The 21,311-nt window shown below is 45.0% G+C and carries 19 protein-coding genes; 10 read left to right on the plus strand and 9 right to left on the minus strand.

Annotated elements, in window-relative coordinates; genetic code table 11:
- Nucleotides 1–5 precede the first annotated feature (5 nt).
- The 5 genes from D7V92_RS19800 (at nucleotide 6) to D7V92_RS19820 (ending at nucleotide 4,696) form a co-directional block, all read left to right on the plus strand.
- Nucleotides 6–1,289: a BT_3928 family protein gene (locus D7V92_RS19800; RefSeq protein WP_036611642.1), complete on the plus strand. Its 1,284-nt coding sequence runs from the start codon at nucleotides 6–8 to the stop codon at nucleotides 1,287–1,289.
- 36 nt (nucleotides 1,290–1,325) lie between these two features.
- On the plus strand, nucleotides 1,326–2,081 hold the full coding sequence (gene tpiA / locus D7V92_RS19805; protein ID WP_121773606.1) for a triose-phosphate isomerase: 756 nt from the start codon (nucleotides 1,326–1,328) through the stop codon (nucleotides 2,079–2,081).
- Between the two features lie 70 nt (nucleotides 2,082–2,151).
- Nucleotides 2,152–2,658 carry an SPOR domain-containing protein gene (locus tag D7V92_RS19810; protein ID WP_121773615.1) on the plus strand — a complete coding sequence of 169 codons (507 nt, stop codon included), beginning with the start codon at nucleotides 2,152–2,154 and terminating at the stop codon, nucleotides 2,656–2,658.
- A gap of 5 nt (nucleotides 2,659–2,663) precedes the next feature.
- The gene (folE, locus tag D7V92_RS19815; protein ID WP_005860986.1) at nucleotides 2,664–3,254 is read left to right on the plus strand and encodes a GTP cyclohydrolase I FolE; all 591 of its coding nucleotides are present in this window, start codon (nucleotides 2,664–2,666) and stop codon (nucleotides 3,252–3,254) included.
- A 182-nt stretch (nucleotides 3,255–3,436) separates the two neighbouring features.
- Nucleotides 3,437–4,696 (plus strand): serpin family protein, encoded by a 1,260-nt coding sequence (locus D7V92_RS19820; RefSeq protein WP_081024111.1) that lies wholly within the window; start codon nucleotides 3,437–3,439, stop codon nucleotides 4,694–4,696.
- Here the strand turns inward: D7V92_RS19820 and D7V92_RS19825 are convergent.
- Both D7V92_RS19825 and D7V92_RS19830 read right to left on the minus strand, forming a co-directional pair.
- Nucleotides 4,693–4,965 (minus strand): type II toxin-antitoxin system YafQ family toxin, encoded by a 273-nt coding sequence (locus D7V92_RS19825; RefSeq protein ID WP_121773608.1) that lies wholly within the window; start codon nucleotides 4,963–4,965, stop codon nucleotides 4,693–4,695. The two genes, D7V92_RS19820 and D7V92_RS19825, sit on opposite strands and share 4 nt — an antisense overlap.
- A gap of 3 nt (nucleotides 4,966–4,968) precedes the next feature.
- Nucleotides 4,969–5,169: a hypothetical protein gene (locus D7V92_RS19830; RefSeq protein ID WP_034532133.1), complete on the minus strand. Its 201-nt coding sequence runs from the start codon at nucleotides 5,167–5,169 to the stop codon at nucleotides 4,969–4,971.
- Nucleotides 5,170–6,001: 832 nt separating this feature from the next.
- Here D7V92_RS19830 and D7V92_RS19835 point away from each other — a divergent pair.
- From D7V92_RS19835 to D7V92_RS19850, 4 genes are all read left to right on the plus strand, one after another.
- Nucleotides 6,002–8,161, plus strand: a complete 2,160-nt coding sequence (locus D7V92_RS19835; RefSeq protein ID WP_121773609.1) for an outer membrane beta-barrel protein — start codon at nucleotides 6,002–6,004, stop codon at nucleotides 8,159–8,161.
- A 20-nt stretch (nucleotides 8,162–8,181) separates the two neighbouring features.
- On the plus strand, nucleotides 8,182–9,240 hold the full coding sequence (locus D7V92_RS19840) for a sensor histidine kinase (protein WP_121773610.1): 1,059 nt from the start codon (nucleotides 8,182–8,184) through the stop codon (nucleotides 9,238–9,240).
- Nucleotides 9,237–9,932, plus strand: a complete 696-nt coding sequence (locus D7V92_RS19845; RefSeq protein WP_005866589.1) for a LytTR family DNA-binding domain-containing protein — start codon at nucleotides 9,237–9,239, stop codon at nucleotides 9,930–9,932. Before D7V92_RS19840 ends, D7V92_RS19845 begins: the two co-directional genes overlap by 4 nt.
- Before the next feature lie 70 nt (nucleotides 9,933–10,002).
- Nucleotides 10,003–10,638 carry an outer membrane beta-barrel protein gene (locus D7V92_RS19850; protein ID WP_121773611.1) on the plus strand — a complete coding sequence of 212 codons (636 nt, stop codon included), beginning with the start codon at nucleotides 10,003–10,005 and terminating at the stop codon, nucleotides 10,636–10,638.
- 49 nt (nucleotides 10,639–10,687) lie between these two features.
- Here the strand turns inward: D7V92_RS19850 and D7V92_RS19855 are convergent, their stop codons facing one another.
- From D7V92_RS19855 to D7V92_RS19880, 6 genes are all read right to left on the minus strand, one after another.
- Nucleotides 10,688–11,881 (minus strand): esterase, encoded by a 1,194-nt coding sequence (locus D7V92_RS19855; protein ID WP_008780628.1) that lies wholly within the window; start codon nucleotides 11,879–11,881, stop codon nucleotides 10,688–10,690.
- Between the two features lie 65 nt (nucleotides 11,882–11,946).
- Nucleotides 11,947–13,155, minus strand: a complete 1,209-nt coding sequence (locus D7V92_RS19860; RefSeq protein ID WP_008773961.1) for a hypothetical protein — start codon at nucleotides 13,153–13,155, stop codon at nucleotides 11,947–11,949.
- 63 nt (nucleotides 13,156–13,218) lie between these two features.
- On the minus strand, nucleotides 13,219–15,072 hold the full coding sequence (locus D7V92_RS19865; RefSeq protein WP_008780630.1) for a DUF349 domain-containing protein: 1,854 nt from the start codon (nucleotides 15,070–15,072) through the stop codon (nucleotides 13,219–13,221).
- 217 nt (nucleotides 15,073–15,289) lie between these two features.
- Nucleotides 15,290–16,525 carry a sodium ion-translocating decarboxylase subunit beta gene (locus D7V92_RS19870; protein ID WP_005866596.1) on the minus strand — a complete coding sequence of 412 codons (1,236 nt, stop codon included), beginning with the start codon at nucleotides 16,523–16,525 and terminating at the stop codon, nucleotides 15,290–15,292.
- On the minus strand, nucleotides 16,525–18,450 hold the full coding sequence (locus tag D7V92_RS19875) for a biotin/lipoyl-containing protein (RefSeq protein WP_121773612.1): 1,926 nt from the start codon (nucleotides 18,448–18,450) through the stop codon (nucleotides 16,525–16,527). Before D7V92_RS19875 ends, D7V92_RS19870 begins: the two co-directional genes overlap by 1 nt.
- Nucleotides 18,451–18,468: 18 nt before the next feature.
- Entirely contained in the window at nucleotides 18,469–18,765 is a 297-nt protein-coding gene (locus D7V92_RS19880) for an OadG family protein (protein ID WP_008773957.1), read from the minus strand.
- A 311-nt stretch (nucleotides 18,766–19,076) separates the two neighbouring features.
- Here D7V92_RS19880 and D7V92_RS19890 point away from each other — a divergent pair, with 311 nt between their 5' ends.
- On the plus strand, nucleotides 19,077–20,042 hold the full coding sequence (locus D7V92_RS19890; RefSeq protein WP_121773613.1) for a tetratricopeptide repeat protein: 966 nt from the start codon (nucleotides 19,077–19,079) through the stop codon (nucleotides 20,040–20,042).
- Between the two features lie 21 nt (nucleotides 20,043–20,063).
- On the opposite strand, the gene D7V92_RS19895 is transcribed toward D7V92_RS19890, so the two are convergent.
- Nucleotides 20,064–21,020 (minus strand): Rpn family recombination-promoting nuclease/putative transposase, encoded by a 957-nt coding sequence (locus tag D7V92_RS19895; protein ID WP_121773614.1) that lies wholly within the window; start codon nucleotides 21,018–21,020, stop codon nucleotides 20,064–20,066.
- Nucleotides 21,021–21,311 lie beyond the last annotated feature (291 nt).

Raw genomic sequence — 21,311 nt, forward strand, 5'->3', positions numbered from 1 at the left:
GCTACATGGAATATAAGGAAACCGTAAAGAAAGTGATCGCGGAGGTCTGCCGCCTGTTATTGGGAGTTGTCTTTATCTTCTCCGGAACGGTGAAGGCTGTCGATCCCATGGGAGGCGCCATTAAGATTGGCGACTATCTGACTTCCTTTGGGCTGGATAAGCTGCAACCCTTTACGGTATTGATCTCCTTTAATTTGTCCGCTCTGGAATTCATGCTGGGTGTCTGTATGCTATTGGGGGTGTACCGGCGGTATACGACCTTCTTGACCTTGCTGATGATGTCTTTCATGACGCCGCTGACGCTGTATCTGGCGATCTTCAATCCCGTATCGGATTGCGGTTGCTTCGGGGATGCCTTGGTGATCAGTAATTGGCAGACCTTCTATAAGAATGTCGTACTTTTGGCCGCCGCTATTTACGTGTTCATCCATAATCAGCGGCTTTTACAAGGCTATACCTACCATGTCTACTGGTTCGTGGCCTTGTGGGCATATGTCTTCGCTATCGGTTTCGCTTACCGGAATTATAATCATTTGCCGATCTTGGATTTTCGTCCCTATAAGTTGGGTGCGAATATCCCTGCCTTGATGTCGATACCGGAAGGTGCGCCCGAGGATGAATATGCGTATTCTTTTATTTACGAGAAGGATGGCGTACAGAAAGAATTTTCTTTGGAGAACGCCCCGGCCGATGATAGCACGTGGACTTTCGTGGATTCAAAGACCAAGCTGATCAAACAAGGATACGTTCCCCCCGTTACCACATTTCATATCTATAATGAGAATGACGCAGACGTGACTGATGAGTTGCTGAACGACCCGAAAGGTCTTTTCCTTTTGATCGCTCCCCGTCTGGAGAATGCGGATGATGAGCGTATCGACGAGATTAATAACGTATACGATTACGCCTTGGAGAACGGCTTGGGCTTCTATTGCGTGACGGGTTCTTCCGCTGATGCTATCGCTACATGGAGCGATAATACCGGTGCCGAGTATCCGTTTCTTATGGCCGATGATGTCCTTTTGAAAACGATCATCCGCTCCAATCCGGGATTGGTCTTGCTGAAGAAAGGTACGATCTTGATGAAGTGGCATTACAACGATATCCCACAGGAAGAAGACCTGAAAACGATCGTAAACGGCTATCTGGAAGGAAATACCGACTGGAAAGCGAAAGAAGATGCCCGGCTAATAACCAACCTATTAAGTTTTACCGTACCTTTGTTGCTGGTTTGGGGATACGATGCCTTGCGCAATCGCCGTCGCCGGAAAGGAAAAGAATCTGAATAGAGATTTATTTGTATTACATATTTAAATTATTAAGTTATGAGAAAGAATATTGTTGCAGGAAACTGGAAAATGAACACTACTCTTGCTGAAGGTCTTGCTTTGGCTAAAGGTTTGGACGAGGCTTTGAAGGGTAAGACTCCGAATTGCGATGTGATCATCGGTACTCCGTTCACTCACTTGGCAAGCGTTGCTGCCGCTATCGATACAAACAAGATCGGTGTTGCAGCTGAGAACTGCGCTGACAAGGAAAAAGGTGCTTATACAGGTGAGGTTTCTGCCGCTATGGTAGCTTCTACTGGCGCGAAATATGTGATCTTAGGCCACTCTGAGAGACGTGCTTATTATCATGAGACTCCGGAGATCTTGAAGACGAAGGTTGAGTTGGCTTTGGCTAACGGTTTGACTCCGATCTTCTGTATCGGTGAGGTTTTGGAGGAGAGAGAAGCTGGCAAGCACTTCGAGGTAGTAGACGCTCAGATCGCTGGTTCTTTGTTCGATCTTTCCGCTGAGGATTTCGGCAAGATCGTCTTGGCTTACGAGCCGGTATGGGCTATCGGTACAGGTAAGACTGCTTCCGCTGAGCAAGCTGAGGAGATCCATGCTCACATCCGCACTACTTTGGCCGCTAAATATGGCAATGAGGTAGCTGATAACTGCACGATCCTTTACGGTGGTAGCTGTAACGCCGGTAACGCTAAGGAATTGTTCGCTAAACCGAACGTAGACGGTGGTTTGATCGGTGGCGCTTCTTTGGCCGTTGACAAATTTATGCCGATTATCGAGGCTTTTTAATTAATTCATAATAAGAAGGTATCTTTCCCCTCAATGAATGGGGAAAGATACTCTTTTTAATATTCTATCTATGAAAAGAATTCCTTGTATCTTATTGCTATTTGCCTTTATGATGGCCGGTACTTCATCTTTATTCGCTCAGACGGTGTTGGAAGGTGAGCGTTCGACCATATTCGATGCGTTGCAGAGATCCGGTTTGGGAAAAGGCGAGGTCGTTATCAATCAATCCGCCGCTATCCGCAAGATGGTGGGTGAGCGTATGCGTGGAGCGAACGTGGAGACGACAGATAGCCTTACCTTCTTGAAGGTACAAGGGTATCGTACGCAGGTATTTTCCGGTAATAACCAACGGGTCTCGAAAGACGAGGCTTTTCGTAAGGAGAAGGAAATCAAGGAGCTTTTTCCAGAGATCCCGACGTATGTCACTTACAACGCCCCGTTCTGGAAGTTGCGTGTGGGAGATTTCCGCTCGCATGAGGAGGCCTATCATATGATGCGCCTGTTGATGGGTGCTTTCCCGAAATACGGGAAGGAAATGTATATCGTACGAGAAGAGATAAAAATTCCCCTAAATTAAAGATGATGTCAGAAGTAAACGAAGAGACGCTACGTGCCCGGGAAGCTTTGGCCGGCCATTATAAGGAAGTATTGGGTTTGCTGGGTGAGGACGTGGAGCGTGAGGGTCTGCTTAAAACGCCAGAACGTGTGGCGAAAGCGATGCAGTTTTTAACCAAGGGATATCATGAGGACCCGGAGGCGGTGCTCCGTTCCGCCATGTTTCAGGAAGAGGATTACAAACAGATGGTTATCGTGAAAGATATCGATTTCTTCTCCCTTTGTGAGCATCATATGTTGCCTTTCTTCGGCAAGGCCCACGTGGCTTATATCCCCAAGAAATATATTACGGGCTTAAGCAAGATCCCTAGGGTAGTGGATATCTTCGCCCGCCGTCTCCAGATACAGGAGCGTATGACGATGCAGATCAAGGATTGTATCCAGAGGACCTTGGACCCGTTGGGCGTGATGGTCGTGATCGAGGCGCAGCATATGTGCATGCAGATGCGTGGCGTGGAGAAACAAAATTCCTTGACGACTACCTCTGATTTCACCGGCTTTTTCCAACAAGCCAAGACGCGCGAGGAGTTCATGAACTTGATCAAGCATAATCGCTGATCATCATCTCCCGTCATAGCTTACTCCAGTTTAGCCGTATAACTGATCCGCAGTGATACGGCTTTTATTATATCCCTACATTTCCATTCGTTGGGGCACAGTCGTGAAATATATAGGCGGGATGCAACTTTTACGGAGACCTATTCATCAATTAGATATAAGGACATTAAAAATATCAAGTTATGAAGACCAACAATTACCAATTCCTGTCGCTCTGTCTCTGCATACCTTTGTTTGCGTTGACGGGGTGCGACAATGATTCTTTCGGAGAACCTTTCGGAACCGATACTGAGCGATATGATATACCTTTGGATACTAAATCGATAGAGGTAAACGCTAGAGGGCAGAAGTTCGCTTTTAATTTTTATAAGGAAATGGCTGGCAAGGAGGAGTCGAATTTTTGTATCTCTCCTTTAAGCGCCTCCTTTTGTTTGGGTATGGTATTGAATGGGGCGAATGGTAATACGTATACAGAGCTACAAGAAGCCTTAGGTTATGAGGGCTTAACCAACGAGGAGATAAACGCTTATGCCCAAATGATGCAGACGGAGCTTCCCAAGTTGGATGGTCGTACTGTTTTCATGAATGCGAATAGTATGTGGATCAAGGATGATTTCCAAATGCTGGAACCATTTGTAAAGACCAATCAAACGTATTATAATGCCGAGGTTTATAACGAGCCGTTCAATATGGAGACGGTGGACAAGATCAACCATTGGTGCGCCAATAAAACGAATGATTTGATCCCTAAGATGCTGGAGACAATCAGTCCCAATACATTGGCATGCCTGATCAACGCCATTTATTTCAAGGGAGTGTGGAAAATGGAGTTCGATAAGGGAGATACAAAGGACAAGCCGTTCCATCTAAAGGACGGATCAGAGATCAAAGTTCCTACCATGAAACAACAAGCGACAAATTATTATTATGGTGATGAGCAGGTATCTGTCGTGGAACTACCTTATGGAAACGGAGCGTTTAGTCTGGTTCTTTTTATGCCGTCCGATAAGAAGAAAACCTCGCTAGATGAGTTGATTGCGGACTTGGATGCGGATCGTTGGAACCAGTGGATGAGTAACCTGAGTTCTTATTCGTTCGACCTCTATTTGCCTCGCTTTACGATGGAATCAAGTATGGATTTAACAGATGTGATGAGGACATTGGGAGTCAAGGATGCCTTTAAGTCGGAGGCAGACTTCACGAATATATCAACCGAACAGCCTTTATTTATAGGCTTGATAAAACAAAATACCTTTATTAAGGTCGATGAGTCCGGCACGGAAGCCGCCGCTGTTACGATAGTAGATATGGATACAAGTGCGCTTCCTCCCGCTACCACTTTAAAGGAACTTCGTTTTGATCATCCCTTCGGCTATGTCTTAAAGGAGAATAGTACGGGTGCCATTTTATTCGCAGGCCGAGTGGATCATCCCAAGTCTTAAAATAAATCAGCGTGTGTACCGGTATCGGTCATGATCAAGACCAGTTCGGTATCGTTTTGTTGCCATATTAAGAGCCAGTCGCTTTTAATATGGCATTCCCATAAGCCCTCAAATTTACCGCTTAGTTTATGGGGGTGATATTGCATTGGGAGGGAACCGGTTTCTTGAAGAATGCCGATAACTTCCCATAGGAGTTCTGGATTGCAATTCCTTTTCAAGCATTTCTTGAAACTCTTATCAAATTGCTTGGTAGTCTGTACGTCGTACATGGTTTATTGATTTAGCAAATGCTTTTTTAGATCTTCCATATCTTTGGCCTTATAAACCCTTCCTGCCTTGATATCCTCCAGTCCCTTCTCTATACCGGACTTCTTCCTGCCGATATTCCAACCGAATTTCTTGGCCAGTTCTTTGAGCAAGGCCATGTCTACCTCCGGTAAGGTAATTTCTACTTTCTTGACTGTCACTTCCATATCTTGGGTTGTTTATAGATTGTATGTGACAAAAATACGTTTTTTTATTGAATTGATAATCATCTTTGAGAGATTTCGAGAAAGACGATCGAAGGATATGACAATTTGTTAGGATTGACAATTTGTAATCGGATGTCCCGGAGAATCAGTTTTTCCGGGCTAAGGTACGTCTTGTGCTTGAATTTGAAAAAATAAATCAGCAATCGGTTCATTGATAGAGCAATGCCGAAAAATAGCCTTTTGTTCTAGCGAAAATAATTCATCGTAATTCATATCCGATGGAGCAAAAGGAGGGAAAAACGGTGTTACGATAGGGCTATAAGGAGGTAAGAATGCCCATTCACGACTACTTACAACCCTATTTGCGACTGCTTATAATGCCCAATGGCACTACTGGCGTTGCTTAACGCAACCGTATGTGTAGGCTTTTGTCGCCTAATGTGTATCGAAAACGGTCTTTTTCATTGGAAAAGCACTGTTTATTGTTATCTCCCCTTCTTTATCTTGTGATTCCTGTGGAAATGAGATGTTATGGAAAAGCTCTAATACTACTCAAAAAGACAGAAAAGCCTCTTCGTGGATGACTTTATGGAAATGAGAATTTTGCTTGATCAACAGCTGGAAAAAGCGTTTAGAAGTGAATAACTAATCACTTCTAAAGCCGTTAGTTATTCACTGGGTATACTCGTTAGTTATTCACTCGACAAGCCGCAAGTTATTCATTTCAGAAGGCAAAAGTAGGAGATTTTACCTTTCATCCCCCGGATACTTCCGTTGGTCACAATAATTTGATTGGATATTCCTGCTGATGTAATTTTGATATAAAAACGACATGAGCAGGAATCTTTTTATAATAGTTCTATTGATAATTACCCCTTTTTGTGGTTGGGGACAGGTCGATACGATAGCGGATCAGAAGTTACAGGAAGTGGTGATCATGGCTAAGCTCCCTACGGTAGAGATGAAACCGGGGAAGATGACTTATAGGCTGGATGCCTCTATCACCCAAAGCCAAGGGAATGTCTACGACGTGTTGACCAGTTTGCCGGGAGTCGTGATACAAAATGATGGCACTATTTTCTTGAATGGTCAAAACGGAGCGAATATCTTGATGGATGGTAAGCCGACCTATTTATCGGGGCAAGATCTTGTCAACCTCTTAAAATCGACTCCTGCCTCCATTACGGATAAAATCGATTTGATTACGCATCCCTCGGCACGTTACGACGCTAGCGGAAACTCCGGTATTATCGATATACGTACGAAGAAGATATTGCGAAGAGGAATGAACCTTTCGGTAAACGGTAGTTATGACCAAGGTAAATATGGAGAGGGTTTCGCTTCTACTACCCTGAATCTGCGAACGAATAAGCTCAACTTCTATCTCTCTTATTCCTATTCCCGGAAGAATGATTACGATGATCTGTATGTGGAGAGAAACTATCTGGAAGGTTGGCGGCCGGAAGGGGAGACCGGGCAGATGACGCAATCTTCCTATCGAACTTGGAAGAATACATCAAACTATTATCGTTTCGGGATCGATTATCAAATGTCGGATAAGACTACGATCGGGTTTTCGACGGATGGTAATCTGGCGGGTAACAAGGTTGAGGGAGATATGAACTCATCCATTCCTAAGCGATCTCCGCAAACCGGAGGTTCGCTTCGCACCTTGAACGATCAGAATCGTTCACAGGATAATTTTACGGCTGTTTTAAGTTTAACACATACCTTTAACTCTGATGGTGGGGTCTTGGATGCCTCTATGGATTACTTGCGTTATCGATACGAGGAAGACCAATATTTGAATAGCCAAGATACCTTGTTTGGGGATATGGATGGAGGAATCCATTTATACTCCGGACAAGCGAATCTGGTGTGGCCTTTCTCGAAATCCTTCACGTTCCATGCAGGCGCCAAGACCTCTTTTGTCTCTATTGATAATAACGCTGATTATAATCGGTTACAAGGTGATTCTTGGCAACCGGACCATGACTTGAGTTGTGATTTTCAGTATGACGAGAATATAAACGCGGGCTATGTACAGCTTGACGCCAAATTCTCTTCTATAAGTCTGGAGGCAGGTCTTCGTCTGGAAAATACCCGCATAGAGGGCGAACAATCGGGTAACGCTTATCAAAGAGACTCCTCGTTTACCAATCATTATACGCACTTGTTCCCAACGCTTTCTGTTCAGTATGCCTTGAGGAATGGGAATAGTCTGTCGCTTACTTATGGCAAACGGATTGTCCGTCCGAATTACCGGGACCTGAATCCGTTTGTATATATCCACGATGAGTATACGTATGATAAAGGTAACACCTTATTACGCCCGGAATTATCCGATAATCTGGAACTGGCCTATATACATGGCGATTTATTCCGGGTGGGGCTTGCTTTCAATTATACGAAGGATGTAATTATCAAGAGCTATTTGGATCAAGGGAACTATGTCGTTTATGTCTCACCGGAAAATCTCTCTTCCCGCGTCAGCGTAGGTCCTCGGCTCAGTACCTCCCAGTTACCGCTAACCTCATTTTGGAACGTGAACGTCAGCGCATCCTGGATCTATAACCGGTATCGTTTGCCGGAGAATTATCAAGTAAAGGTGAATAAGAGATGGACACCGAATATCGGGATCTCGAATCAGTTTAACTTTGCCCGGACTTGGAGCGCTGAGCTTATCGGTTTCTATAATGGGAAAATGGCGGCGGGACAAGCTGCGATCTATCCGTTATGGCAAATAAATGCCGGTATCCAGAAGAAGATATGGAAAGGCCGGGGAACAATCCAGTTATTCGCACGGGATATTTTCCATTCGAATGTATCGAGAATGAGCGTGATGACTCCTACCCAGCACGCTTTTATAAAAGAGCGGATGAACCGGACGGTAGTCGGTATTTCTTTGACCTATCGTATAAATCGTGGTTTGGAGGTGAAAGAATCTCACCGGAAGCATAGCGTAGATGAAAGTAAAAGAATAAATTTGTGAAACCTCTAGACAAATGGTTTATGAAAAAGATATATAAGTGGGTATATGCCATGATTTTTGCGGTCTCTTTGTATTCTTGTATCCGCTGGGTAACGGATTATACGAAAGAAGGACACTATTGGACACAGTCTTTGGGGAATAGTATCTTAGAAATCGTGATCCTTGCTTTTGTCTCTTATTTGTTTTTTATTTATTTCAGATGGCAGATCGAGAAGAGCCGAAGAGCGAAAGAACCGAATAGATGGAAATTTGTTTGGAGATCGTATGGAATGCCTTTCTTATTGATTATATTGGGAGTGAATGCTACGTTGGCAATTACCCGTATATTTACCGGTGATACTTTCCATATGGACGCTATAATAATTGCGAACGTGATAGGGAGCTTGTTTGCGTTTATGGTCTATAATGTTCAGCGAGCTCAAGTATTGGATAAAGATTACGCCGAGCAGCGTATCCTACTGGAAAAGATCAAGAATGATCAATTACAGACGGAATTGAAGTTCTTGAAATCCCAATATCATCCTCACTTCTTGTTTAATGCGCTCAATACCGTTTATTTCCAGATTGATGAAAGTAACAAGGCGCCTCGTCGCACGTTAGAGATGATATCCGAACTCTTGCGTTACCAACTGTATGGCGGTAATCAGAAGGTCAGTATCCTACAAGAAATTGATTATTTGAAAACTTATATAGCTTTGCGTAAGCTTCGTATGAGTGAACGCCTGCGGTTGCGTGTAGAGTTTCCGCCCGAATTGAATGAACTGAATATTTATCCGTTACTCTTCCTCCCGTTGGTAGAGAACGCTTTTAAATACGTAGGTGGTGATTATCAATTGGATATTATCATGAAATGGGAAAATAACCGGATCAGTTTGTTTATACGAAACTCCATCCCCGAGCTTTCAGCGGAGGACGAAGCGTTGCGTAAATCGGTGGATGAACGGCAACGTAAAGGCATCGGTCTGGTAAATTTACGCCGCCGATTATCTTTATTGTATCCCAATAAGCACCGTTTGGAAACCCGGAAAGAAGAGACTGAGTTCGTAGCGGAATTAATGATTGAAATAGAAGATATATGACAATAACCTGCGTGATAACAGATGATGAGCCGATGGCCCGTAAAGGATTGCAATCGTATGTGGAGCGAGTGGATTTTCTCTCCTTGACCGGTGTATGTGAGGACGCTATCCAATTAAATACTCTGTTGAAAACTCAGCAGCCGGATTTACTTTTGTTAGATATCGAGATGCCTTATCTTTCCGGTTTGGATTTATTGGCGACCTTAAACCAGCCTCCCAAAGTGATCGTTACTTCCGCTTATGAGCAATATGCCTTGAAAGGGTATGAGCTGGATGTCGTGGATTATTTGCTGAAGCCTATTTCCTTTGAGCGTTTCTTAAAAGGCGTGAATAAGGTGCACGACCTGTTGGCTCGGGAGAATACGCCGGATGCGGATGCCTCGTTTTTCGTGAAAAGCGAGAAGCAAATGCGTAAGATTTACCTAAGAGATATCTTATTTGTAGAGGCGTTGGAAAATTATGTTAGTATCTATACTACTTCCGGTAGAGTATTGACCCATTCAACCTTGAAGCGGATCGGGGAATCCCTACCCGATGATCAATTTCTCCAAACGCATAAATCGTATATAATTAATGCGGATCGTGTCGATCTGGTAGAAGGGAATAGATTACGTATCGAATCCTATCAAATCCCGATCGCCCGTAATCTCAGAGATGTTGTATTTAAGCGTATCCTTAAGAATACGTTGTAATTACCAATTTATTGTATTTATACGAATTTTGTTCTTTAGGCGTTTTATAGTAAACTAAATACGGTAAGTTATGAAGATCAAAAGTTGTGCATGGTTGGTTTGTCTTATTTTGTGTTTGCCTATAATGATGAAGGCGCAGGTTCTGAAAATAGAGAATGGTATGGCTTTCTCTTCTTTGGTGAATGAAGGTGAGGACCTTTTTGATAAGTCTTTGTCATCGTATCAAATGTCTATAGGATTGGATTATTTGGATCAGGGTTGGTATGCATTGTCAAGTAATGTGGGTTACTTACGTAAAGGTGGAAGTTTTGATTTCTATGAGGCTACAGATCCGGGACTCAATATGCTGAAGAGGAATATGAAATACATGTTTGATTATATCACCTTGAATACTACTTTTCGAGTAAAGACTCTTTCGGGTAGTGGTTGGAATTTCTACGCAGGCGTCGGACCTCGTGTTGATGTAAATGTGAAGCGTCATATTTCTTTAGGCGATATGGATTCTTTGTTTCCCGAGCAGACAGCTCCTGCCGTGAACCGGATTATTGTCGGATTAAAATGTGAGACCGGCGTTAATTATAATTTCGATCGTTATTTGTTGGGACTAAACGTCAGTTATCTTCCGAGTTTTATAAAGCCTAATAAAGACTTCATTGCCCATGATCGAACCTTCACGGTTGGGATTTTACTCGGATATAGGTTATAAAGCGATAGAGACGCGGCACATGCCGCGTCTCTACAACTGGGGTGTTTTGTTATTTGAATAACATTGGGGCGAATTTTGTGAGGTAGATGCGCCAGTTTTTCCAGATATGGCCGCCGTCGCTCTCGTAGTATTCGTATTTGTAGCCGTTATCGTCTAGTTTCTTGCGATAGTCTACGTTGTTCTTGTATAAGAAGTCGGTTTTACCGATGGCGATCCAGTATAATTTCGGGTGCTTGCCGAATTGTACTTTCAGCTTCTCATCCATATTCTGGTAGATGGGAGATTCGGAGCCTTCGCGGGGGAGGATAGCGGCAGAGAATAATCCCACGTAATCGAACATATCCGGATATTGCTTAGATATATGCAAAGAATGGAAACCACCCATGGAAAGTCCGGCTATCGCACGGCTGGATTTCTTCTTTTCTACACGGTAATTGCTCTCGATAAACTTAATGACATCCGGGAAGCTGCTTTCCATGCTACCCTCCATGGTTTTAGGTAGTTGCATATTCGGCTTGACTAAACCTAGGCTGGATTCTCCCGGAGCGGCCTCTTGATCCGCGTTTCCGTTTGTCATAACCACGATCATCGGTTTTGCCTTACCTTGGGCGATCAAATTGTCTAAGATCTGGGCCGTACGTCCTAAGGCGATCCAAGCTTCCTCGTCGCCACCCATGCCATGTAAGAGGTAGAATACCGGATATTTTTTGCCACTTGTCTCATAGCCAGCCGGCGTATAAACGGTAATACGGCGGGTCTTTCCCAATGTCGGGCTCTCATACCAACGGCGAGCGACCGTTCCGTGAGGAACATCATTAACGCTGTATAAATCGCCCTGTCCACCCTTGATGATAAAGATATTCGTAACGGATGCCACGTCACGGTTCAGATAGACATTATTAGGATCTGTAGTCTTTAATCCATCGACAATAAAGGAATAGCTATATAATTCGGAGGGAAGAGGTTCCGGTGTGGTATATTCCCAAACGCCTTCTTTACCTTCCTTTAAATCAACGGTACCGGGTACATCCACTAAACCGAACTGAGTCTCCATCTTCTGTGTGGGAAGGAAATCTCCTGTTACCTGCACCTTGATCGCTTTGGGTGCCATGAACCGGAAGGTTACGGTGTTATCCGGATGAATCTCCGGAGAGATGATGTTCTGACTACCCCAAAGGGCTTGTTGGGCGAACGTGATCACGCTGATCAGCATGAATACGGCCAAGATTGATAATCTTTTCATAATGATAAATTTATTAATGGTATTACTAGAGTCTAAAGATTTTTACAAATGTAATGAATAATCTGTTACATGAGCAATAAATAGGCTCGATAATGTGTCTCTTTTGTGACAGGGCATAATGAGAGGTAGCCTTCTTGAATCCTTCCATTCGCGAGGCGAAGCGGATAGGTCTCAGACATGAGGCGGTGTTTCTCGAGAGCTTCTCCGGCTTCCTTCTCGTAAGAAACCCGGTAATCGCCAACAGCTCCGGGCGCTACATACTGCTGGAATAGACGTAAAGCGACCATTCCCATCGTGTACCGCATATTGATCTCAATGCAGGGATGAATAGCGAAAGATCCATCCTTTTGTCTATAGACCAGCATGTCCACACCTATACAGCCCGCATATGTAGATCCGTACACTTCTTGTAATACAGCGCATACCGCCTCTTGGATGCGGGAATAGGTTTCTTCGCCCGTGAATCGGGTGATGCGAGAGAGCATGGTGGATTGTTCCTCTAGGATGTTGCCTGTATAGGAGCCTCGCTCCTCGGTATTGAAAACGGATAATCCCTCGTAACGGACAGTACCTTGCCCGTCGGAATAAAATTCCATGGCGAAATCCTGTACTTTGTCTAATCCGCTTTCGATGCTGATCATTCCTTGTTTGTTGAATGCGCCCTCTATCCAGTTTTTCGTTTTTGTATCCGGTTTTCGTTTCTCTACCCATAGCAATCCCCGTCCGGAAGAGGAATAGGGTGTTTTTAATACGAAGGGAGCGTTGCATAAGATCATGTATCTCTCCACCTCCCTGATTTTCGTGCAGAAACGAGGCGCTACCGGAATAGGGAGATCGGGTAGGAGGGCCTGTATCTTTTCCAGACATTCCGCCGCCGTTTGCCTACCGGTAAGGCGAAAATAATCCTCTTTCCAAGTCGGGACGGATAGCCGGACTTTTGCCTTGTCCCTCAACTGCTCGAATAAATGAAGACTATGCGGGGAAAGTCCCCATGGGGCCGCGTCCATAGGAGAGAGGTAGGGAGCGTTTTTCGCCAGCATCGCTTTTGTTACAGGTATAGGAGCCGGATGTAGGTCTTTGGGTAAATGGGAGAAAAACGGAGGGGTTGCCTTACTATCTTCCAGATAGACGAAATCATCCTCTTCCGCATACCAAACCGGCAGCAGCGCCAAGTCTTTTTGCATTTTACGGACGTTTGTCGGTGCCGTGTAGTTCTGTGTCCCTAAAAGTACGGCCGTCTCGTGGCCGGGATTGAAATAATGTATCCGTGACATAAAAGCGTAAAAACAACAAAGCCGTCTTTTTAAAGGACGGCTTTGCTCGGGTTTATGAGATTGTTATTCCAGATTCTCGTCGATGGCATCGATCTTCTTGACTGTTAAAGCCATATCCTCTTTCAGTTTTTCGATCTTGCGTTCCATTTCTTTCAGTAAACCGCCGCCGCCCTTGGAGGAAATGCTTAGGAAGCCGATGTTGTTTTCGTAAGTCTGAAGCTCGTTCTTCATGCGCTCGTACATACGCATCAACTTATCACGTTCGCTGAACAAACGGCCTTTACCTCTTTCGCCGCTGGTCATCTCGTTTAGGTTGTTGCGGAACGACTGCATCTTGCGATCGTTCTGGTCTACCTTCAAGCGATCGAATTGTTGGTCAACCGCCTCGTGATATTCCTTGTAGATCTTATCTTTCTCCTTGAACGGTACAAAACCGATCGTGTTCCATTCCGCCATATAAGACTTCAAGGTCGTGATAGCCTCATCATGTCCAAGGCTCTCGTCCATGCCCTTAATCTTAGCGATCAACTCTTTCTTAGCGGCCAAGTTGGTCTGCTCTATGCTCTTTTGGGAAACAACGTTCTTATTCTTTTGCTCGAAGAAATAATCACAAGCCGAGATAAAACGTTTCCAGACAGCGTCGGAATGCTTACGGGCTACCGGTCCGATCGTCTTCCATTCTTTCTGCAAAGCGATCATCTTATCCGTCGTATCCTTCCAGTCCGTACTATCCTTCAAAGCCTCGGCTTTCTCGCATAACGCACGTTTAGCGTCGAGGTTTTTCTCCATATCGCTCTTGATCGCCTTGTAGAACTCGCTCTTCTTCTCGAAGTAGACATCGCAAGCGGCACGGAAACGTTCGAATATCTTTACGTTATATTTTTTCGGAGCGAAACCAATCGTCTTCCATTTCTCTTGCAAGCCGATTACCTCCTTATTCTTTTCTTCCCAATCCTTAAACGATTTCAACGCGCTGAAATCAATCGCCTCGATTTGTTCGCAAATCACGGTCTTCGCATCCAGATTCTCCTGCTCTTTCGCTTTCAGTTTCTCGAAGTGCTCTTGGTGACGCTTATTGATCACGGTTGAGGCAGCTTTGAAGCGAGCCCATAAGTCCTCACGTAACTCTTTCGCTACCGGCCCGATCTCACGCCATTGCTGGTGCAGCTTCTGAAGCTGGTGGAAAGCGGAGATAACATCCGGCTCGTTACCTAGTTTCTCTACGGTTTCGCACAAGGCGGTCTTCAATTCCAGATTCTTCTTGAAGTCGTAATCACGGAACTGATTGTTTATCTTGATAATATCATAGAATTTCTCGGTGTAGATCTGATAGTTCTTCCAAAGCTCGTTCACGTGCTCTTGGGGAACGGCCTTCACCTCTTTCCATCTTTGTTGGATGTCCTTGAAAGAGTTGTATAATTTATTGAAATCATCTTGGCTTTCGCAAAGTTCTTTCAACTGGTCGATCAACTGCAATTTCAAAGCGTAGTTAGCGGCCTTTACACGCTCTTCCTCGGCGAGGATAGCGGCTCTTTTCTCTTTATAAGAGGTGAGCAAATCCTTGATCTTGTTCTCGGTTTCGTCAGCGGGGGCTGTAAAATCCTTTTCTTCGCCACCATCAGCGATGAATACTTTCTTAAGCTCTTCCACCTCGTTACGACGGATCTTGTAGTAAGCCTGTTTCAAAGCCTCTACTTCTCCACGGGAAGTCTCTACGGAAGTCTCAACAAGTTCGGTTAACTTAGCGAGAATTTCTTCTTTGGTTAATTTACCTGCGGCAATAGCAGCGTCCGCCTCCGCTGTATCGTTGGCTTCAACGTCTGCGGTAGCATCGATTTCCGGCGTCTCAACCGGTTTTTTAGTTTCTTCCAATTTCCCGGCTTCTTCCGGCAAATTAGTCTCAAGAGTGTCCTTCATATACAATCGCTTTTAAGAAAAGGATAAATACATTCCTATATCAAGTCACAAATTAAACTAAATATTTTTGGATTACAGCATTTCGGGGAAATTATTTATCTAAAAAGTCATTTTGGATACTAATAGATGTTAAGGCCGGGCTATTTCTCTTGATTCCGGTTGTAGAGACGGGGCATGCCCCGTCTCTACACCGTCTACTTATACTATTTAATCTCATTTATCCCAAGAAGGAAATCAATACGCCGGCAGCTACCGCCGAGCCGATCACTCCCGAGATATTACTAGCCATGCAATATTGCAAGACATGGTTCTTCGGATCATATTGCAACGCGATCTCATTCGCCACACGAGAGGCCATGGGTACAGCACTTAAACCCGTGGCTCCGATAAGCGGATTGATTTTCTTCTTAGTGAACAAATTGAAAATCTTAACGAAGAAGATACCTCCGGCGATAGACAAGGCGAATGCCAAGAAACCGCCGATTACGATGCCGATCGTTGTCAGGTTCAAAAACGCCTCTGATGTCATGGTAGCTCCGACAGATAATCCAAGGAAGATCGTTGCAGCGTTCATGATGCTGTTGGAAGCGGCATCGAACAGACGGAACGTATTGGTTCCGATCTCTTTTACAAGATTACCGAACATCAACATACCGATCAAAGGAACGGAGCTGGGAACAAACAAGGCGACTACGGTAGTTACCACGATCGGGAAGATAATCTTCAATACACGCAAATTTTTGATCTCCATGTTAGAAGGGTATTTCTTCTCTTGTTCCTTCATGTTGATCCGTAATTCTTTCTTAGAACACAGTAGCTTAACGACCAACGGGATGATAACCGGTACCAAAGCCATGTAAGAATAAGCGGCGATAGCGATCGGGCCTAGCAAATGCGGAGCCAATTTAATGGTCGTGAAGATAGCCGTCGGGCCATCGGCGCCACCGATAATACCTAAAGACGCTGCCTCTTTCGGTGTGAATCCCATCAAGATCGCTACCAAAAGCACCGTGAAGATTCCCAATTGGGCCGCGGCGCCGAAAATGGATAGGCGAAGGTTGCGGAGCATCGGGCCGAAGTCGGTCAACGCACCGACACCCATGAAGATAATCGGCGGCAAGAAGCCCGTCTTGATCAACATATAATAGATGAAGTTCATCAAGCCAAGCTCGTGTGCGATATCATGCAGCGGCATTTCCCAGATGTTTCTCATCACGCCGTGTACATTAATCAACCCATTCTCATCCGCTTGAATCACTCCCATATCGCCTCCGGGGAAATTGGCGAGCAATACGCCGAACGCGATAGGCACGAGCAATAGCGGCTCGTATTGTTTCTTGATACCGAGGTAGAGCAATACGAACGCTATGGCATACATGATCAAGAACTGCGGTTCAGCAATGATATTGCTGAACGCAGTCATCTCATATAAGTTTTGAAATATCTCGTTCATTATTGAATCGTCATTAATACATCATCCTCAGATACGGCATCACCGGAAGACAGGCAGATCGCCGTGATCGTTCCCCCGAACTCGGCACGTACGGCATTGTATGTTTTCATGGCCTCCACGTAGCAAAGGACATCACCTTCTTTCACTACGTCGCCTACCTTCACCGGTGTATCGGAAGCGTTCTTTATAAGGAAGAATTTACCTTCCAGCGGAGAAAGCACCTCTTTTCCAGCGCCTGCGGGAGCATTTGTTGTCTCCGAGGCTGTCGGGGCGGGAGCCGCTGTCGGTTTAACTTCCGGAGTTGCGCTGTTGGTATCACCAAAAGCGACGGTCACACGGTAAGCTTGCCCGTTTACATCTACGGTCATGACTTGCGGAGTAGTCGGCATCGTTAATGCAGCGGCAGGTGCCGGAGCCGGTGCGGCTGGAGTGGCGGGTACCGTCGGTTTACCGGCGTTCGCTTTCTCTGCCTTACGTTTTGCCACGTCTGCCTTAAACTCGACCTTGGCCTTTCCGGAGCGATATGCCTCGTATTGAGCGGGGTGCATGGCGTATTCGAAGAGTTCTTCCTCATCCTCGCCAACTTCCCATTGCTTCTCGTTCATCAACTTTCGATACTTATCCAATGCGTCCGGATAATTGTCTTGAGGATTGCCCTCGAAGAACTGGCGGCCTTCGGCCTTCGCCTTCTCGACGATCTCGGGAGCCAACGGGCCCGGAAGACGTCCGGCCTTTCCGAGGATCATATCCCAGATATCGTCGGCGATCATGCTCCAGCGGGCTTTCCCCTTCTCCATCTGCATGACGTTCATCAAAGCTAGGTTCTTCACGTATTGGCTGAATGGAGTTACCAATGGAGGATAACCGACACGTGGCCATACGTAAGCTACCTCGTCGAACAACTTGATCAATAACTGGTCTTGAGACATCAGCGGTTTGTTGTTCTTTATATTGCTCTTGTTGATCGTCTCTAGGTTCTTCTCAAGGTCCGCCATCAAGCTACCCATCATACCGCCCGGAAGTCCCGGTCCGATCAGCAAGGAATTCATCAACCGGTTCTTCGGGCTGATATACAATCCCAAGAAATCATCCATGAATTCTTGAACCAAGGCACGAACTTTCATATAAGCCTCCATATTGATCTCGGGCACCTTATAACCGGCGTCCTTCAACATCGCCTGTACGGTCAGCAAGTCCGCATGTCCTGTACCCCAAGAAAGCGGCTCCATACCTACGTCGATATAGTCGCAACCCGCGTTACAAACCTCCATGATGGAAGCTACGTTAAAGCCGGGACCGGCATGGCTATGATATTGGATCGGGATCTCTGGATATTTTTCCTTGATATTGGCTACGATACGGCCTAATGTGTACGGACGTCCGATACCGGCCATATCCTTGATACAAATCTCATCCGCTCCGAGCTCGATCAACTCGAATGCCATCTTGGTATAATACTCAACCGTATGTACCGGAGAATGCGTGATACACAAGGAGCATTGTGAGATCATACCGGCCTCTTTCGCGTATTTAATAGATGGGGCGATATTCCGTACGTCGTTCAAACCGCAGAACGTGCGGGCGATATCCGTTCCCTGCGCTTTCTTTACCTTATAAAATAGCTGACGTACATCGTCGGGTACCGGGCTCATGCGAAGGCCGTTCAACGCGCGGTCCAACATATGCGTCTGGATACCTGCCGCATGGAAAGGTTTTGTCCATTCACGGACCGCTTTATTAGGATTCTCGCCGAATAATAAGTTGACTTGTTCAAATCCTCCGCCATTCGTTTCCACCCGGGCGAAACAGCCCATCTCGATAATTGCCGGAGCGACTCTGGTTAGTTGGTCTACGGTCGGGACATACTTTCCGGCAGATTGCCACATGTCTCTGAAGACCAAACTGAATTTGATTTCTCTTTTCATGATATTAATATGTATTATTTATACTTTCTCAATTTTGATAACTTTCCCCTGTCCACGGGTCACGGCGCTGATTGCCGATACGATGGCGGCTGTCTCCTGTCCGGAAAGACTGCCGATTGCGGTGGTTTGCGTTGGAGTGGCCGTTTGTACCCGAACGGCTGCCGCTACTGGTTTCTTCGCTATGATCTCTTCCGGTGCGTATTTATTCACCAAGACGATAAGTCCTTTTCCCAGATTGATAACGATCAAAAGGATAGCAAATACGGTGGTCATTCCAACTACCATTAACAAAAGTCCTGTCTCTATATTCTCCATATTCTATATTTGTGGCTAGCTTAAAAGGTTTCTACAAAGGATTGAGCAACTTTCAGCCAAATTAAAAACAATCGCAAAATTATAAAATACTGGAAAACGATCTGTTACATTTTAATTAAAAAAATGAAAATAAATAAGCGAAACGGCCTTTTCGGTGAATGATTGTCAGCTTGAAAAAACATGTACGACTTTTTCCAAAAACACGTACGTGTTTTTTCCGGCGCTTGTACGGCTGAAAATTCAAATATATTACCGTAACTTTGCGGTGGAATTCTAATAATGTAGAACTATAATAATTAAGGAATAAGACCATGGGAAATTTCTTTACATCTTTATTCTCTTCTTCCAAACCGGCCGAGGCGACGGAGGATAAGGCGAAGAACGAGCAGAAGAACTTTGATATCTTGAAATACGACGGCGTACGTGCCCAGAAGATGGGAAAACTTGTTTATGCGATCAAATGCTTTACGGAGGCACTGAATATACAGGAAGATTTTGAGACGATGAGCTATCTCGTTTCCGCTTATACGATGGCGAACGATCTAGGGAAAGCCGAGGACGTGTTGAACCGGATGGTTGAGATGGAGCCGGATCATATCGCTACCCGCTTGACTCGCGTTAACTTATTGTTTATGTTGGATAAGGATGCGGAGGTCATAACCGATTGTTTGCACGTGATCGAGCTAGAGCCTTCTAATCATGTCGCTTATTTCATGATGGCAAAAGCGAAGAAAGCGACGAATGACGTATTTGGCGCTATCGCCGACCTGACGAGATCGATCTCCTTGAAGGAGGATTTCGCCGATGCTTATTTATTGCGTGCGGAGATTCTTTTAGGACTGGGACAAGCTAAAGAGGCGCTGCCCGATGTGGAGAAAGCGATCGAGATCGTGCCGGAGGAGGAAAGTTCTTATTTATTGAGAGGACGTATTCATATGGCTTTAGGGGATATCGAGGCTGCGAATTCTGATTTCCAGCAGGTCCTAGATCTAAATCCGTTTAATGAGGACGCTTGTATTTTATCTGGTCAGTTACTGATCGAGCAAAAGAAATATGATGAGGCGATCGCTTTCTTCGACGAGGCGATCGAGACGAATCCGTCTTTTGCCAAGGCTTATAGTGAGCGTGGGCGAGCCAAGAATCTGAAAGGTGATAAGACCGGTGCGTTCGAGGACTTGAAGAAATCTTTGGAACTGAATCCAGAAGGCGAGGAGGCCCAGAAGATGAACGGACAGCATTCGAATTTCGATGATATGTATAAAGGGGGAATCTTTTGATTCCCCCTTTTTAAGTTTGCGCTAACAGTCCGCTATCTCTTCGGGAGAGAGCCCTGTGCAATTCGCTATGATCTCGATGGGAAGCCCTTGCTTTTTCAAGTTGGCGGCAATTTGACGTTTCTCTAGGTTCTGTCCTTCCGCGATACCCTCCGCGATACCCTCCGCGATACCCTCCGCTCTACCTTCCGCTTTACCCTCCGCGATGCCTTCTGCTCTGCCTTCCGCTCGTCCATCCGCATGCCCTTCTATCCATCCGGTCTCGATGACGCTCCTTTGATATCGAAGGGCTTCCATGTGGGCGTAGTATTGGCCCTTCTCGGAAGGGCTGAGTTTATCGATCCGTAACTTCTCCCGTGCTTCCGGCAATCCTTTGGCGGTGGCATGTTCATCTATTTCTCCTGTTTTTAGGAAATAGATCCATTCGTCGAGGGGTGTTTTCGCCAGTTCGTCAAACTCGTTGACACGTAATACGTAATATTCAGGAAAAATATCGCCAGCTTCTTGTTTGACGAATTGTTCCCGTTGGCGGGTGGATAGTTTCAATATATCGTCAAAATGAATACCTTTGAATTGGGTCTTCCCGTGATATACGTAATCTTTTCCCTGCCCAAGATCGAAATAGATAATGTTTACGGAGTAGATTTTCTTGATAGTACCGTATTTCTCTCCCTCATGAATATACTCGGTGACTGCCTTGGATGTGCCATATAGCATACGGTGAAAATAATCTAGCTCCCGGTTGTTTTGTACCTCGATGATTACCAGCTCGCCTTTACTGTTTTCTGCCAATACGTCTACGCGGTTGAACTTGTCCTCGCTATCCTCTTTGTTACCTTCGCTTTCTAGGATGCGGATAATAATCACGTTTTCCCCGAGAAGGGTGGATAAAAGACCTTCGAGGACTACAAAATTGGACTTTTGGCGAAGTAAACGTTTGATCGCCCAATCGAAACGTACTAACGATGATTTATTTTTCATAGTTATCTTGTTTATTTGTTTATACTTCCACAAAGATAATGAATTAAACGATTATCTTTGTTCCTATTCATAAAAAAGCAACCATGACTTATAATGTTTCTCTGGCAGCATGGGTATCTCTATCGAAATGATAGGATTCTCTATCGTTTATTTCAACAAGCCTTAAATTGCTAGTTTTACCCCTTAAAGTTGAAAGTTCCGCCTATTCCATTCATTAATGTATCCATTTAATTTTGCCAGTGTAAAAAGCCTAACTTACAAATTTCCGGTATCTAGTACAGATAGGACTAA

It is taken from the genome of Parabacteroides sp. CH2-D42-20 (assembly GCF_003670185.1).
Classification (GTDB): domain Bacteria; phylum Bacteroidota; class Bacteroidia; order Bacteroidales; family Tannerellaceae; genus Parabacteroides; species Parabacteroides distasonis.

Bases quoted from the DNA above. Each gene is read 5' to 3' on its own strand.
- D7V92_RS19870 (WP_005866596.1), bottom strand. From the start codon at position 16,525: ATGAACGAGATATTTCAAAACTTATATGAGATGACTGCGTTCAGCAAT.
- D7V92_RS19810 (WP_121773615.1), top strand. From the start codon at position 2,152: ATGAAAAGAATTCCTTGTATCTTATTGCTATTTGCCTTTATGATGGCC.
- D7V92_RS19830 (WP_034532133.1), bottom strand. From the start codon at position 5,169: ATGGAAGTGACAGTCAAGAAAGTAGAAATTACCTTACCGGAGGTAGAC.
- D7V92_RS19800 (WP_036611642.1), top strand. From the start codon at position 6: ATGGAATATAAGGAAACCGTAAAGAAAGTGATCGCGGAGGTCTGCCGC.
- D7V92_RS19895 (WP_121773614.1), bottom strand. From the start codon at position 21,020: ATGAAAAATAAATCATCGTTAGTACGTTTCGATTGGGCGATCAAACGT.
- D7V92_RS19850 (WP_121773611.1), top strand. From the start codon at position 10,003: ATGAAGATCAAAAGTTGTGCATGGTTGGTTTGTCTTATTTTGTGTTTG.
- D7V92_RS19855 (WP_008780628.1), bottom strand. From the start codon at position 11,881: ATGAAAAGATTATCAATCTTGGCCGTATTCATGCTGATCAGCGTGATC.
- D7V92_RS19835 (WP_121773609.1), top strand. From the start codon at position 6,002: ATGAGCAGGAATCTTTTTATAATAGTTCTATTGATAATTACCCCTTTT.
- D7V92_RS19875 (WP_121773612.1), bottom strand. From the start codon at position 18,450: ATGAAAAGAGAAATCAAATTCAGTTTGGTCTTCAGAGACATGTGGCAA.
- D7V92_RS19840 (WP_121773610.1), top strand. From the start codon at position 8,182: ATGAAAAAGATATATAAGTGGGTATATGCCATGATTTTTGCGGTCTCT.
- D7V92_RS19890 (WP_121773613.1), top strand. From the start codon at position 19,077: ATGGGAAATTTCTTTACATCTTTATTCTCTTCTTCCAAACCGGCCGAG.
- tpiA (WP_121773606.1), top strand. From the start codon at position 1,326: ATGAGAAAGAATATTGTTGCAGGAAACTGGAAAATGAACACTACTCTT.
- D7V92_RS19865 (WP_008780630.1), bottom strand. From the start codon at position 15,072: ATGAAGGACACTCTTGAGACTAATTTGCCGGAAGAAGCCGGGAAATTG.
- D7V92_RS19845 (WP_005866589.1), top strand. From the start codon at position 9,237: ATGACAATAACCTGCGTGATAACAGATGATGAGCCGATGGCCCGTAAA.
- D7V92_RS19825 (WP_121773608.1), bottom strand. From the start codon at position 4,965: ATGTACGACGTACAGACTACCAAGCAATTTGATAAGAGTTTCAAGAAA.
- folE (WP_005860986.1), top strand. From the start codon at position 2,664: ATGTCAGAAGTAAACGAAGAGACGCTACGTGCCCGGGAAGCTTTGGCC.
- D7V92_RS19820 (WP_081024111.1), top strand. From the start codon at position 3,437: ATGAAGACCAACAATTACCAATTCCTGTCGCTCTGTCTCTGCATACCT.
- D7V92_RS19860 (WP_008773961.1), bottom strand. From the start codon at position 13,155: ATGTCACGGATACATTATTTCAATCCCGGCCACGAGACGGCCGTACTT.
- D7V92_RS19880 (WP_008773957.1), bottom strand. From the start codon at position 18,765: ATGGAGAATATAGAGACAGGACTTTTGTTAATGGTAGTTGGAATGACC.